This is a genomic window from Polaromonas sp. (assembly GCF_030689685.1).
Lineage (GTDB): Bacteria > Pseudomonadota > Gammaproteobacteria > Burkholderiales > Burkholderiaceae_C > Polaromonas.
On the sequence record NZ_JAUYEY010000074.1, the window covers coordinates 24,411 to 37,715 of the forward strand.

The following is a 13,305-nucleotide window of genomic DNA, read 5'->3' on the forward strand; positions in this document are numbered from 1 at the left end:
GGATCAATTGGCCGAGGCTGATGAAAACAGCCCCGATTCACTCAATTGAAGCGCAAGCAATCGCGCCTTGCTTTTTGACCAATACCGGGCCTGACTCGGCTGCCCGACGAGCCATTGCTCTGGAGCCATCTGCAAGCGAAGCTGCGTGGTCCAAAAAGATTTTTCGCAGGCAATCTGACTAGCCAACATGATCAGATCTAGTGACGCTTCGGTTGAGCTTTTTTTAGCTTTCGAGATTTTGAAAAATAACCATTCATTTAGTGAAGGCACTGGGACTACGCACGCGACAAAGGAGTCGTCAATTAACTCGTTCAACGAGATCTGCACTTCTTCGACAAAGTCAAAAATTCCGCCAGCACGAGCATTGGTTGGCGCGGCAGCAAGTTTTAGCGATTGGGAATACGGCAGCCCAAATGTCAGAGCGTCCTTAATAAGCTGCCAGTCCAGATCACTTAGGCGGTAAACAGCTTTTACGAACACCTCCAGTTCCACCCAAGGGCTTTCGCCGGCCCTAATTTGATCAGCCAGTTTTTGGCATTTTTCGCGCAGCGCTTCGGATAATTCAGAATACGGCGCTATGGGGAAACTACGAATATCTTCCAGGTAAAAGGTTTCGCGCTCAATGCCAAACTTTGCGCTAGTGAGTAGTGCCCAGTAGACAAATAGGTCGCTGTAAGACAGAACGAAAAGGTATTGGCCGATTGGATTCTGACCAACGGGGAGTCCGTAGTAGGAAAAACAGAATGCGACATCCTCTTTACTCCATATTGCACCGCGCATTTCACGATCGAACTTTGGAGCCTGTCGAAAAAGGACCGACGGACCTTTGTACGTTTCTCTTGAATAGGGCATATGCAAATGAAGTTCGGGATATCGATCACGAACTTTCATAAGTCGAGCGGTTTGCACTTCGAATTTGGGTGCGTCAGACGTTTCAAGACTTGGTAAATCCGCCAGATGAGAGGCGCTTTTTTGCACAGCACCCGTTGGTTGATAACCTCGATGAATGCTCGATCCTAGATTTTTCTTAACATACTCGCCAAAAGCAAGGCGTGGGCTGTCCGCAAGCCGCTCAAGTAGGTTTAAGTCAAGGGCACTTCCCTTAAACAAGGCCTTCAACGCAAAGGAATGACTTCTAACTATGGTGTTCGGAACCGGAGTCGCTGCACTGGGATCGAGCCGAATTACACCTAGAGCTTTGCTAGCGACTTCTACATGCGGGCTTAGGTAGTAGAAAGAATCGGTTAGCTGTGGTTTTGTATTTATTGCGACCAGTGCGCAGAATGGTTTGTCATGAGACGGCCAAACCCGTTTCTCTTTTCTGAGTGCTGTGGCGTTCAATATCCCCGTCACCCGCAGTTCCGTAAAGAGCAGCCGTCTGGCTTCAAAGTGGTCTGCGTTAAAAAGCAATCGAGCATCCAGCAAATACCCAATCGCACCGCCGGGCTTGCACCATTGCAAGGACTTCCAAAGAAACGCTAGATCGGGGGCTTGACGAGGCACCAAACTGGTAACTCTCTTTAGCGCTTCTTTGCTCAGGAGCGGCTGAACAGCTTTAGCTGCGACCGCGTCTAGAAACTTCTTGTCACTACCTGGAAACACGGTCCAAGGAGGATTCCCGAGGACGATGTCAAATTGCCCTATGTCAGGTATGCCAGTTGCCAAGCTACCTAAATGTGCATCGTCGCCTTGTAGGCGCTCCTCTTCAACACAGTGCAGTACGGTATCAAAAAGTTCGTCAAATTTCAGATCCGAAAGCGGCTGTGGGTCTGGGTCGAGCTCCAAGGCTGCAAGGTACAGGCTCAACGCTGCCATCTTCAGCGACTCTGGGTTGATGTCCATCCCGCAGAGTTGGGTGTTTAGTATCTTTCGAATCTGCCTTCGGTCGGGACGATGGTTTTGTCGAAACCACAACTCGCCAACCAGGCGACGAAACGCTAGTACCAGGAAAACACCCGCACCAGCTGCGGCGTCCAGCACGGTTGCGTCGGCAATTTTGTCGGCCGGCAAAGCGGTAAAAGTACCGTCCACGACAAGCTCGGCAATTCCACGAGGCGTGTAATGAACGCTGGTTTTTTTAGCTAGTTCAGGGAAATTTTCATGCGCAAAATGCTCATACACCTGACTCAAGACATCTACTGGGATGTGCTTGAAACGCAGCCCACCCCAATCTAGCGGAAGTTGGCCACCAGGTGCGCGCCGCATGATGTTGCCAAGTGTTCGACAAACCATGGTCGCTTTGTCACCCAAACCATCAAAGAAATTTGCGTAATCAGTACTGCTCAGATGGAGTAGATCACCATTAAAGATTCTGTCCAACCAATGAAATGTAGAGGATGCAGCGTGCGGCGCATCGAACAACTGCCGAGCGTCTTGTGCACCTTGTGCCACGTTGCCCAATTCCGAGTCTTTAAGAATGTCACGATCAACCAGGAATCGGGTAAACAATGCACGACCAATCAGGGATATGACATCTCCGTTGGAAAGCAACTGCTCAGGTGCTGCACTTCGTATTTCACTTGCAGCCCCTTTTAACAAGTTGAAAAGGTGGCCTTCTAGCCATTGCTTATCAGAGTTGCCGACCGCGTCCAGTGAAGCCAGGTCCAGACCGGAAATCAGATTCCGCAGACGAAAGCTCCCCGGCGTCGTCTGAAAAATCAGTTGATTTACTTCTGCACTGCCAAAAAAACCGATCTTGTAGACGGTAACTACGCCGGGACTAATCAATGCCAGATATCGAGCGTCTGCGCGGCAAGCAAGCGTACGGATCAAATCCTGCAGTTCGGCTGTCTCAAGCGATGCGGCGCCTAAGCCACCACTCCGCTTGAAATACACCGCGGGACGCGCTGCTGATTCAATAACACCGGTCGGCAAGGTACCTGCTTCAGAGTCGTCGGTTTTTCTGAAAAGATCCAAATAACGAACTTGTCGCGGGGTAGGCGTAGCTCCAAACTCCACCACCGCTTCGGCAGGTATTCCGTATTTCAGTAGTTCAGCAGTAATGCTTTTCATGCGACTAGCTGTCGTTTATGGGAGTTGCTCACAGGAATGAGTCCGAGCGACAAATTACTTTGTGCCCAATCGGAGGTAAGGCCAAGAAATTGATGCACCTTGGACCAGATCTCAGAAACATCTATCTCTAACTTGAATTCAGATTCGACTGTGCTATCGGCGCCTACGGACCAACCTTTGCCACTTGAAAAAATGAGTGCGACTCGCCTAGACTCGATGGAAAGGTCTGATAGCTTGGCCAGCTCAGTCCGCATGCATTGTGAAAAACTTGCAACAGCATCAAGTCGTAAGCCGACTTCACTGATCAAAAACCGAGTCGCAGCAAAAAACACCAAGTCGCGTGCTTCAAATACTCGCGCCGTTCGTGCTTGCGTCTTTTGCCCTGAGTAGGGCGGCAGAACGGTGAGCCAACGTTGAAATTCTGTTCGACTCACTCCGACGAACTCGCGAACATGATTGGCCGTCAAACGCATAGGCCTCATTGCCACTCCTGAAGCTGCACCAAAAAAGAAGCAGGACTGATCCGGATTTTAGTAGCGAAGCATGAGAATCTGGGTCTGCGTCGCTCGAATCATATTTATCTTCCAACGCTTTTCGCATTTAAGTTGAATTTTTAGCCTTCCTCGGCTTTTGAGGTGGTTTTTAGCCAGGCGACTCGTCTTCCGACGGCGACACCACACGGCGTATCGCCTCTGAGCCGAAACCGCGTGCCGCCAGAAAGCGCATCTGTTTTCCGCGCGCGGCAGCGTCTGCCGCGGGCTCGCCAAATTTCTTGCGCCAGACTTCGCGCGCGCGCTCCACTTCACTGGCCTTCAGGCCGCTGACTGCCTCAGCCACGGCTTCGGGCGTCAGGCCCTTGCCCTGTAGTTCGTGGCGGATGCGTGCCGCACCGAAACGCCCGGCGCGCCGGTTGATCACCGACTCGACCACCCGCGCTTCGCTGATGAAGTCTTTGGCCTGCAACTCGTTCAGCACCTGGGCCAGTTGCTCTGGCGACTCGGCGTGGGCGGCCAGTTTGCGCTGCAGCTCTGCGCGTGAATGCTCGCGCTGGGCGAGGTAGCGCAAAGCCCGCCCGTTCAGGGACAGGCCGAAGCCGGGTGCAGCGGGTTGGCCCGGATTCATGCCAGGACCCTGCATGGAGTTGCTATGTTTTTAATAGCTACTGACGCAATCACCATAAGGGCCAGATGCCAATTTCATGCACAGGACCGGGTCAAGCCAGGACTTTGGGCGCTTTTTCGGCCTTCTCTGCCTTTTCTGCTTTCTCCGGCTTGCTGCCCACAGCCTCCTGAATCAGCGGGATACCCAGCGACTCGCGCACCTTGTTTTCGATTTCCATCGCGAGGTCCGGGTTTTCTTTCAGGAAATCACGCGAGTTGTCGCGGCCCTGGCCGATCTTTTCGCCGTTGAAGGCGTACCAGGCGCCGGCTTTCTCGACGATGTGACCGGCTACACCGAGGTCCAGCACCTCGCCCAGGCGGCTGATGCCTTCGCCGTAAAGAATGTCGAACTCCGCCATCTTGAACGGTGAGGCGACCTTGTTCTTGACCACCTTGACACGGGTTTCGTTGCCGACGACTTCTTCGCCCTTCTTGATCGAGCCGATGCGGCGGATGTCCAGGCGCACCGAGGCGTAAAACTTCAGCGCATTGCCACCGGTGGTGGTTTCGGGGCTGCCGAACATCACACCGATTTTCATGCGGATCTGGTTGATGAAGATGACCATGCAGTTGGCCTTCTTGATGTGGGCCGTCAGCTTGCGCAGCGCCTGGCTCATCAGCCGGGCTTGCAGGCCGGGCAGCGAGTCGCCCATTTCGCCTTCCAGCTCGGCCTTGGGCGTTAGTGCCGCCACAGAGTCGATGACGATCAGATCGACCGCACCGGAGCGGGTCAGGGAATCGACAATCTCCAGCGACAGCTCGCCGGTGTCGGGCTGGGAGATCAGCAACTCCTGCAGATTGACGCCCAGCTTTTGCGCGTACTGGATGTCCAGCGCATGTTCAGCATCAACAAATGCGCAGGTGCCGCCGAGTTTTTGCATCTCGGCAATCACCTGCAGGGTCAGCGTGGTTTTGCCGGACGATTCTGGGCCATAAATTTCAACGACGCGGCCGCGCGGCAGGCCGCCGACACCGAGCGCGATGTCCAGCCCCAGCGAACCGGTGGAGACCACCTGGATGTCCTCGATCACCTCGCCAGCGCCGAGCTTCATGATGGTGCCTTTGCCAAACTGCTTTTCAATCTGGGCCAGCGCGGCCTGTAGGGCCTTGGCTTTTTCGGTGTTCAGGGCGGGGTTGGTTTTGTTCGGCAGGTCCATGGAAAGCTCCTTGAGGTTGGAAGTTTGTTTGCTTGTTTCGGCTCTGCTTTTAATCACAGCGCTGGATGTATGACCAGTACTTTATGGGCGTTGTTGAAATAAGTAAATCATATTTTTAGTCAGTTTGCCTGATCAATTACCTGTATCCTTTTTGGCATGAATTACACCCCTGTTCTGGTTTCCGGCGTCGCGCCTGCCGACGAGGAAAACTGGCGCCTGACCCACTTGGGCCGCCTGCTGGGCCATGCTTTGCGGCGTTTTGACGAACGCGTGCTGGTGCTGATGGCGCGCAATGTGGACGTGCCGCTGGCGCTGTCCAACCTCGCCGCGCGCGCCCAGGTGGGTGCGGCGCACATCCACATCACGCGGCACCTGGCGGTCGGTGGCTCGCGCCTGACCGACCTGGCCCACAGCGCCGGTATGAGCAAGCAGGCCATGGGCGACCTGGTGGACCAATGCGAGGCCTGGGGCCTGGTCACGCGGGCGGCCGATGCGCACGACAAGCGCGTTAAAAATGTGGTGTTTACAACGTCTGGCCGGATCTGGCTGGGGGCTTTTCAGCGGGCAGTGGCGCAGGCTGAAAATGAATTTCGTGCGGCGGTGGGGCAAGATGTAGCCACCGTGGTGGCGCTTGGGCTGGAGGCTTATGTTGGTGGGAGTGAATAACTGCGGAGATTTTTTCACAAGGAGATCAAGGAGGTTGAGGAGGAATACAACAGTAAAAATTTGACTTTCTGACCATCTCCACTTCTTTGACCTCTTTGACCTTCTCCACCTCCTTGACCTCTTTGACCTCTTTGTTCAAATATTTCTTCGTATTTTTTAAAAGCCTAAAATTTGAGCACCACCCCCATAAAAAAACCGGAGACAGCCATGCGCATTTTGATTGCTGAGGATGACCAGGTGCTGGCCGACGGCTTGTTGCGCACGCTGCGGGCCTCGGGAGCGGCGGCCGACCATGTCGCCAGCGGCACCGAGGCCGACGCCGCGCTGATGACCAACACCGAGTTCGACCTGCTGATCCTGGACCTCGGCCTGCCGCGCATGCACGGACTCGAAGTGCTCAAGCGTCTGCGCGCGCGTGGCTCGGCGATGCCGGTGCTGATCTTGACGGCCGCCGACAGCGTCGAAGAACGCGTCAAGGGCCTGGACTACGGCGCCGACGACTACATGGCCAAGCCGTTTTCACTGCAGGAGCTGGAAGCGCGTGTGCGTGCCCTGATACGCCGCGGCATGGGCGGCGCCAGCAGCACCATCAAACACGGACCGCTGGTCTACGACCAGGCCGGGCGTGTGGCCACCATCGACGGCCAGATGGTCGAGCTGTCGGCGCGCGAGCTCGGCTTGCTGGAAGTGCTGCTGCAACGCGCCGGCCGCCTGGTCAGCAAAGACCAGCTAGTCGAGCGCCTGTGCGAATGGGGCGAGGAAGTCAGCAACAACGCCATTGAGGTTTACATCCACCGGCTGCGCAAGAAAATTGAAAAAGGCCCGGTGCGGATTGCGACGGTGCGCGGCCTGGGTTATTGCCTCGAAAAAATCCCCGGCTAAAAAAATACATTTACACAATGAGATCAAAGAGTTCAAGGAGGAAGTCATTTTGATTTTCTGTATTCCTCCTCACCTCCTTGATCTCCTTGTTCAAATATCCTGAATTCGCCCTTCGATCAGCTGCAATATGGCTCTCAGACTCTTCCAGCGCGAGCGCCGCAGCCTGTTCGGGGAAATCCTGGACTGGATGCTCACGCCGCTGCTGCTGCTGTGGCCCATCAGCCTGGCGCTGACCTGGCTGGTGGCGCAGAACATTGCCGGCAAACCTTTTGACCGCGCGCTTGAGTACAACGTGCAGGCCCTGAGCAAGCTGATCATGGTCAAGAACCAGCAGGTGCAATTCAACCTGACGGCACCGGCGCGTGAGATCCTGCGTGCCGACGACACCGACCTGGTGTTCTATCAGGTTCTCGGCGCACACGGCGAGTTCATCAGCGGCGAACGCGAGCTGCCCTTGCCACCTGACGAGGAAACCGGTCTTGAAGGCGAGGTGCGGCTGCGCGAGGACATCATGCAGGGCCAGGAAGTGCGCGTGGCCTACACCTGGATCAAGACCGATGCGCCGGGCGCCTACCCGATCCTGGTGCAGGTGGCTGAGACGCTGGAAAAACGCAAGACCCTGGCCACCGAAATCGTCAAGGGCGTGATGGTGCCGCAGTTCGTCACGCTGCCGCTGGCGGTGCTGCTGGTCTGGCTGGCGCTGGTGCGCGGCATCAAGCCGCTGGACCGGCTGGAAAAACGCATACGCGCGCGCAAGTCCGATGACATGAGCCCGCTTGACGAAAGCGTGGTGCCCGAAGAAGTGGCGCCGCTGGTCTCGTCGATCAACGACCTGCTGAGCCGGCTCAAGGTGCTGCTGACCACGCAAAAGCGCTTTCTGGCCGACGCCGCCCACCAGCTCAAGACGCCGCTGGCCGGCCTGCGTATGCAAGCCGACCTGGCCCAGCGCGAGACCGACGCTGACGAGCTCAAGAAGTCCCTCAAGCAGATCGGTCGCGCCAGCGTGCGCGCCACCCACACCGTCAACCAGTTGCTGGCGCTGGCGCGCGCCGAGACCACCGGCCGTAGCCTGGCCAAACAGAAGCTGGACGTGGTGCAGGTGCTGTCCGACGCCATCCAGGACTCGGTGCCGCGTGCGCTGGAAAAACACATCGACCTGGGCTACGACGGCCCGCCCGCAGGTGAACAGGCCAGCCTGCTGGAGGCGAATCCGACGCTGCTCAAGGAGCTGGTGCGCAACCTGCTGGACAACGCGTTGAACTACACGCCCGATGGCGGTCAAGTCACAGTGCGGCTGCTGACCGACCGCTTCAGCGGCGTGGTGGTGCTGCAGGTCGAAGACTCGGGCCCGGGCATTCCGGCGGCCGAGCGCGAACTGGTGCTGCAGCCCTTTTACCGCGCGCTGGGCACCAACGTGGACGGCTCGGGCCTGGGCCTGGCCATCGTCGAAGAAATTGCCAAGCAGCACGCCGCCACCGTCGCCATCGAAGACGCCGTGCCAGGACATCACCCGGCAGGCACACGCGTGACCATCCGTTTCATGGGGTTTGCCGACCTGCCGCTGGAATGAGGCCTTGTCCGGCGCGGCAATAAGCGCCTGTCTGTAAGCACGGGCATGCCGGTCTGCCTACACTGGAGCGTTCCTTGCCGGAGATCTGCCCCCGCCCATGAGTCCCAAATCCCACACCCTCCCTGCCGACGATGCCAGCGCCAGGGAAAGCCGGCGCCATATGCGCACCCGCCTGAAAATCGGCCTATCGGCCTGTTTTTCCCACGCTGATCCCACGCGCTCGCTGTTCACCGGCAAAACCCTGCAGTATGTCGAGCAGACCGTCGCGCACTGGGTCATGTCCTCCGGCGCCATGGTCGTCATGGTGCCCTGCCCGACCGGCGCAACGCAACGCGGCGACGTGAACTTTGACGACTACGCGCAGTGGCTGGACGGCCTCGTGCTACACGGCGGTGCCGACGTCTGGCCCGGCAACTACGGCGAGGACCCGCTCGAGGAGCGCTGGGCCGGCGACCGCGTGCGCGACGACTACGACAAGGCGCTGGTCGCTTCGTTTGAAAAAGCCGGCAAGCCAGTGTTCGGCATCTGCCGCGGCCTGCAACTGCTCAACGTCGCCTTCGGCGGCACCTTGTACCAGGACATCACGACCCAGGTGCCCGAATCCTTTGGCCACCGCGACGCGGTGAGTTACGACCAGAACTTCCACAGCGTGGAGATCGTGCAGGGCTCGCAGCTATCGCGGCTGTATCCGGGCGTGGAGCGGGTTCGCGTCAACAGCATTCACCACCAGGCCATCAAGGACCTGGCGCCCGAGTTCGAGGCCGAGGCCTTCAGCGTGCCCGACGGCATTGTGGAAGCGATACGCCGCAAGAACCCGTCAAAAAGTTATATCGCGGCACTGCAATGGCACCCGGAGTTTCACCAGCCGGGGGCGGACACGATTGACGATGCGGCGCTGCTGGAGGATTTTCTTTGCGCCGTGGCGGCGGCCAAGAAGCGGCCGATCGCGTGACCATGATGCGCGAGGCTTGAGCGAAATTGCTATTAATTCAATAGCTGCTTATGCCCGTCCGACAAGGGGTTGAGGCCTAAATGGAACCTATTGAGTGTTTCAAAAACGGATAAGCATCGGAACACTCATTCCCTCACCCCAACCCTCTCCCTAAGGGCGAGGGGGAGAGCGGTCCAATTCACTACGTGTAGTTGGAAAAATCAATGAAATTCAGATTTCGATCTTGCCGCCCAGCTCCACCACCGCGTTGTTTGGCAGGTTCAGAAAATCAGCCGCGCCGCTCGCGTTGTGATGCATCTGCGCAAACAGTTTCTCGCGCCAGGGCATCATTCCGCCGCCCATCGTGGGCACCACCACGTCGCGCGACAGGAAGTAGCTGGTGGTCATGACCTCCAGCTCACAGCCGCGCGTGCGCATCTGCTGCAGCGCCTTGGGCACATCGGGGTCGTTCTTGAAGCCGTAGTGGATCACCACCTGCCAGCAGTTGTGGCCCAGCGACTCGATCACCAGGCGTTTGTCCAGGCCAATCCAGGGTACCTCGTGGTTGCGCACCGTGACAAACAGGTTTTGCTCGTGGAGCACTTTGTTGTGCTTGAGGTTGTGCAGCAGGGCATTGGGCACGGTGCCCGGCTCTGCGGTCAGGAACACGGCCGTACCTTCAACGCGGGCCGGCGGGCTGACAAACACCGCTTCGAGAAAACTCGGCAGGTCGATGGCGTCGGCGCGTAGCTTCTGGTTGAGCAGCGCCCGCCCCTGCTTCCAGGTCATCATGACGGTGAACATAACCACGCCGATCAGCACCGGGAACCAGCCGCCAGCGGCAAACTTCAGCGCATTGGAGGCGAAGAACATCAAATCCACGATGAAGAAAACGCCAGTAGCGCCGACACACAAGGCCAGCGGCAGCTTCCACCTGTAGCGGATCACAAAAAAGGTCAGCACGGTCGTGATCAGCATGTCGGTGGTCACCGCAATGCCGTAGGCTGAGGCCAGATTCGTCGAATTCTTGAACAGGACCACGGCGATCACAATCGCGACGAACAGCGACCAGTTCACGGCCGGGATGTAGATCTGGCCGGTTTCATGCACCGAGGTGTGGCGAATCCGCATGCGCGGCAGGTAGCCAAGCTGGATCGCCTGCTTGCTGACCGAAAACGCCGCCGACAGCAGGGCTTGCGAGGCGATCACTGTGGCTGCGGTGGCCAACAGCACCAGCGGCACCAGCGCCCACTTAGGTGCCATCAGGTAAAAGGGATTGGTCACCGATTCGGGCGTGTAGATCAGCATCGCGCCCTGGCCGAAATAGTTGATCAGCAGCGCCGGCATGACCAGCGCAAACCAGGCCATGCGGATCGGTTTTTTGCCGAAGTGGCCAAGGTCGGCATACAGCGCTTCCGCGCCCGTGACACACAGTACCAGCGCGCCCAGCAGCACAAAGGTGGTACCGGGGTGCTGAAAGATGAAACGCAGCGCATGGTGCGGGCTGACAGCGCCCAGCACCTCGGGGTGGGCCCAGATGTGCGGGATACCCATCACCGCGATGGTGACAAACCACAGGGCGCAGATCGGGCCAAAATATCGGCCGATGCCTGCAGTGCCGTTCTTCTGCACATAAAACAGGCCGAAAATCACCACCAGCGCGAGCGGCATGATGTAGGGCTTGAAGGCGGGCGAGAGCAGCTCCAGCCCCTCGACCGCCGACAGCACGGAAATCGCTGGAGTGATGACGCCGTCGCCATAGAAAATCGCCGTGCCAAAGATGCCCACCGCCAGCAGCCAGCGCCGCAGCTTGGGCTTGTCGTTGACGGCGTTGGTGGCCAGCGCCAGCATCGCGATCAGCCCGCCTTCGCCGTTGTTGTCGGCGCGCAGGATCAGCGTGACGTATTTCAGCGAAACAATCACGGTGATGGTCCAGAAGACCATGGACAGGATGCCATAGACGTTGTCCGGGGTCAGCGGCACATGGCCCGACTCGAACACAACCTTGAGGGCATACAGCACGCTGGTGCCGATGTCGCCGTAAACAATGCCGATGGCGCCTAGGGTCAGCGCCGCAAGTGATGATTTTTTACTAGACACAAAAAATTCCCGCCGATGCCGGGGTCAGCTCATGCGCTCCGGCGCGGGAAGTATTACCTTAAGGAACGCTATTTTGCGCCTCGCCCGGCCTCCGGCAAGTCGGCGTATATCCCTAAACCAAATAATTCAGTGTTTTGTTGCACTGCAACAACTTGTAACGAGGGCGTGCGCGGTGTGTCCACGCTGACGGCGGGGCGTGACCCGGCAAGACACTACTGTTTTGATAGCTGCTTACGCCCACCAGTTATGGGCTGGAGGCCTAAAAGGCTCAGAGTCCAGGCACTACAGCACGGAGGTACTCTGGCAACGATAGAACGTCGTCACTTCCCTGCTTTTTTCAGCAGCCGCGGGCAGGCCGGCTTTGCCGGATGCCTCGCGGCGTCCCCTGCAAGGGGAAAAGGCACTACACGAAGCGCAGCGTAGTGAGAACGATAGGGGTGTTCAATCGTACACCTCGGCGTCCGGGTCGGTCGCTTCCAGCTCGTAGCTGGCGGCCAGCATGGCCAGGCGGCCGATCACGCCATACATATAAAAGCGATTGGGCCCGCTGGCGCCGGGTGGTACGCCCGGTTGCGGCAGGCGGCCGCTGTCGGCAAAAGCCAGCGGCACAAAGCTTGAGCCCGGTGCATTGAGGTTTTCGTCAATGCCGCGGTCGGCATGCACGCGGTAAAAACCGCCCACCACGTAGCGGTCCATCATGTAGACCACCGGCTCGGCCACGGCGTCATTGATGCGTTCGTGGGTCTGCACACCTTCCTGAATGATGACCTCGGACAGCGCCTGGCCGTCCTTGGGGGCGCTCATCTTGTTTTTGGTCTTGCGGTTGAGCTCGTCCAGGTCCTTGACGTCACGCACCGTCATGATGCCCATGCCGTAGGTGCCGTTGTCGGCCTTGACGATCACAAACGGCTTTTCGTTGATGCCGTATTCCTTGTACTTGCGCCGGATCTTGGTCAGCAGGGCATCCACATTGCTGGTCAGGCAGTCCATGCCGACGCCCTCGGCTAGGTTGACCTCGCCACATTTGGCAAACATCGGGTTGATCAGCCACGGATCCACGCCCAGCAGCTTGCCGAAACGCTTGGAGACTTCCTCGTAGGCCTGGAAATGGCGCGACTTGCGCCGTACCGACCAGCCTGCGTGCAGCGGCGGCAGCAAATACTGCTCGTTGAGGTCTTCCAGCATGCCGGGTGTGCCGGCCGACAGGTCGTTGTTGAGCAAAATCGTGCAAGGGTCGAAGTTTTTCAGCCCCAGGCGGCGGTCGGTGCGCACCAGCGGCTCCAGTGTGATCTCCTCCCCGGTCGGCAGGGTCAGTGTGGTGGGCTCGGTGATGTCGGGACTGAGCGAGCCAAAACGCACATTCAGCCCGGCCTGGTGGAAGATGCGTTTGAGCTGCAGCACGTTGGCCAGGTAGAAGGTGTTGCGCGTGTGGTTTTCGGGGATGACCAGCAGGTTGCGCGCCTCGGGGCAGATTTTTTCAATCGCGGCCATCGCCGCCTGCACCGCCAGCGGCAGCATCTCGGGCGTCAGGTTGTTCCAGCCACCGGGGTAGAGGTTGGTGTCCACCGGTGCGAGCTTGAAGCCAGCGTTGCGCACATCGACCGAGCTGTAAAACGGCGGCGTGTGCTCCATCCATTCCAGGCGGAACCAGCGTTCGATCGCCGGTGTCATGTCGAGGATGCGCTGTTCGAGCTCGTTGGTGGGGCCGTTCAGGGCAGTAATGAGGTGCGGAACCATGGAATCCTCTGGAGAATAGGCGAATAACCCTTCGAAAGCTGGGGCCGAAACGGAAAGCTTCAAGCGGGTCGCCAACGGCCCCGCTTCGAC

At 58.1% G+C, this 13,305-nt stretch carries 10 protein-coding genes; 4 read left to right on the top strand and 6 right to left on the bottom strand.

Annotated features, from left to right (window positions below):
• Positions 1–3: 3 nt before the first annotated feature.
• From Q8O29_RS16550 to recA, 4 genes are all read right to left on the bottom strand, one after another.
• Positions 4–3,012 carry a class I SAM-dependent DNA methyltransferase gene (locus tag Q8O29_RS16550; protein ID WP_305564762.1) on the bottom strand — a complete coding sequence of 1,003 codons (3,009 nt, stop codon included), beginning with the start codon at positions 3,010–3,012 and terminating at the stop codon, positions 4–6.
• Positions 3,009–3,485, bottom strand: coding sequence for a hypothetical protein (locus Q8O29_RS16555; protein ID WP_305564764.1), 477 nt, complete (start codon positions 3,483–3,485; stop codon positions 3,009–3,011). Before Q8O29_RS16555 ends, Q8O29_RS16550 begins: the two co-directional genes overlap by 4 nt.
• Positions 3,486–3,654: 169 nt before the next feature.
• On the bottom strand, positions 3,655–4,134 hold the full coding sequence (gene recX / locus Q8O29_RS16560; RefSeq protein WP_305564766.1) for a recombination regulator RecX: 480 nt from the start codon (positions 4,132–4,134) through the stop codon (positions 3,655–3,657).
• Positions 4,135–4,225: 91 nt separating this feature from the next.
• Positions 4,226–5,329, bottom strand: coding sequence for a recombinase RecA (recA, locus tag Q8O29_RS16565; protein WP_305564768.1), 1,104 nt, complete (start codon positions 5,327–5,329; stop codon positions 4,226–4,228).
• A gap of 156 nt (positions 5,330–5,485) precedes the next feature.
• Here recA and Q8O29_RS16570 point away from each other — a divergent pair, with 156 nt between their 5' ends.
• From Q8O29_RS16570 to Q8O29_RS16585, 4 genes are all read left to right on the top strand, one after another.
• On the top strand, positions 5,486–5,995 hold the full coding sequence (locus tag Q8O29_RS16570) for a MarR family winged helix-turn-helix transcriptional regulator (protein WP_305564770.1): 510 nt from the start codon (positions 5,486–5,488) through the stop codon (positions 5,993–5,995).
• A gap of 207 nt (positions 5,996–6,202) precedes the next feature.
• Positions 6,203–6,877, top strand: coding sequence for a response regulator transcription factor (locus tag Q8O29_RS16575; RefSeq protein WP_300536270.1), 675 nt, complete (start codon positions 6,203–6,205; stop codon positions 6,875–6,877).
• Positions 6,878–7,004: 127 nt separating this feature from the next.
• Positions 7,005–8,447 (top strand): sensor histidine kinase, encoded by a 1,443-nt coding sequence (locus Q8O29_RS16580; protein ID WP_305564774.1) that lies wholly within the window; start codon positions 7,005–7,007, stop codon positions 8,445–8,447.
• 160 nt (positions 8,448–8,607) lie between these two features.
• Positions 8,608–9,399 (top strand): gamma-glutamyl-gamma-aminobutyrate hydrolase family protein, encoded by a 792-nt coding sequence (locus Q8O29_RS16585; RefSeq protein WP_305564809.1) that lies wholly within the window; start codon positions 8,608–8,610, stop codon positions 9,397–9,399.
• 210 nt (positions 9,400–9,609) lie between these two features.
• Here Q8O29_RS16585 and Q8O29_RS16590 read toward each other — a convergent pair whose 3' ends face one another.
• Both Q8O29_RS16590 and gshA read right to left on the bottom strand, forming a co-directional pair.
• Positions 9,610–11,478, bottom strand: coding sequence for a potassium transporter Kup (locus Q8O29_RS16590; protein ID WP_305564776.1), 1,869 nt, complete (start codon positions 11,476–11,478; stop codon positions 9,610–9,612).
• 441 nt (positions 11,479–11,919) lie between these two features.
• Positions 11,920–13,215 (bottom strand): glutamate--cysteine ligase, encoded by a 1,296-nt coding sequence (gene gshA / locus Q8O29_RS16595; protein WP_305564778.1) that lies wholly within the window; start codon positions 13,213–13,215, stop codon positions 11,920–11,922.
• Between the last annotated feature and the right edge of the window lie 90 nt (positions 13,216–13,305).

Coding starts and splice junctions, on each gene's coding strand:
- recX (WP_305564766.1), bottom strand. CDS start 4,134: ATGAATCCGGGCCAACCCGCTGCACCCGGCTTCGGCCTGTCCCTGAAC.
- Q8O29_RS16575 (WP_300536270.1), top strand. CDS start 6,203: ATGCGCATTTTGATTGCTGAGGATGACCAGGTGCTGGCCGACGGCTTG.
- Q8O29_RS16570 (WP_305564770.1), top strand. CDS start 5,486: ATGAATTACACCCCTGTTCTGGTTTCCGGCGTCGCGCCTGCCGACGAG.
- Q8O29_RS16580 (WP_305564774.1), top strand. CDS start 7,005: ATGGCTCTCAGACTCTTCCAGCGCGAGCGCCGCAGCCTGTTCGGGGAA.
- Q8O29_RS16555 (WP_305564764.1), bottom strand. CDS start 3,485: ATGCGTTTGACGGCCAATCATGTTCGCGAGTTCGTCGGAGTGAGTCGA.
- Q8O29_RS16550 (WP_305564762.1), bottom strand. CDS start 3,012: ATGAAAAGCATTACTGCTGAACTACTGAAATACGGAATACCTGCCGAA.
- recA (WP_305564768.1), bottom strand. CDS start 5,329: ATGGACCTGCCGAACAAAACCAACCCCGCCCTGAACACCGAAAAAGCC.
- gshA (WP_305564778.1), bottom strand. CDS start 13,215: ATGGTTCCGCACCTCATTACTGCCCTGAACGGCCCCACCAACGAGCTC.
- Q8O29_RS16585 (WP_305564809.1), top strand. CDS start 8,608: ATGCGCACCCGCCTGAAAATCGGCCTATCGGCCTGTTTTTCCCACGCT.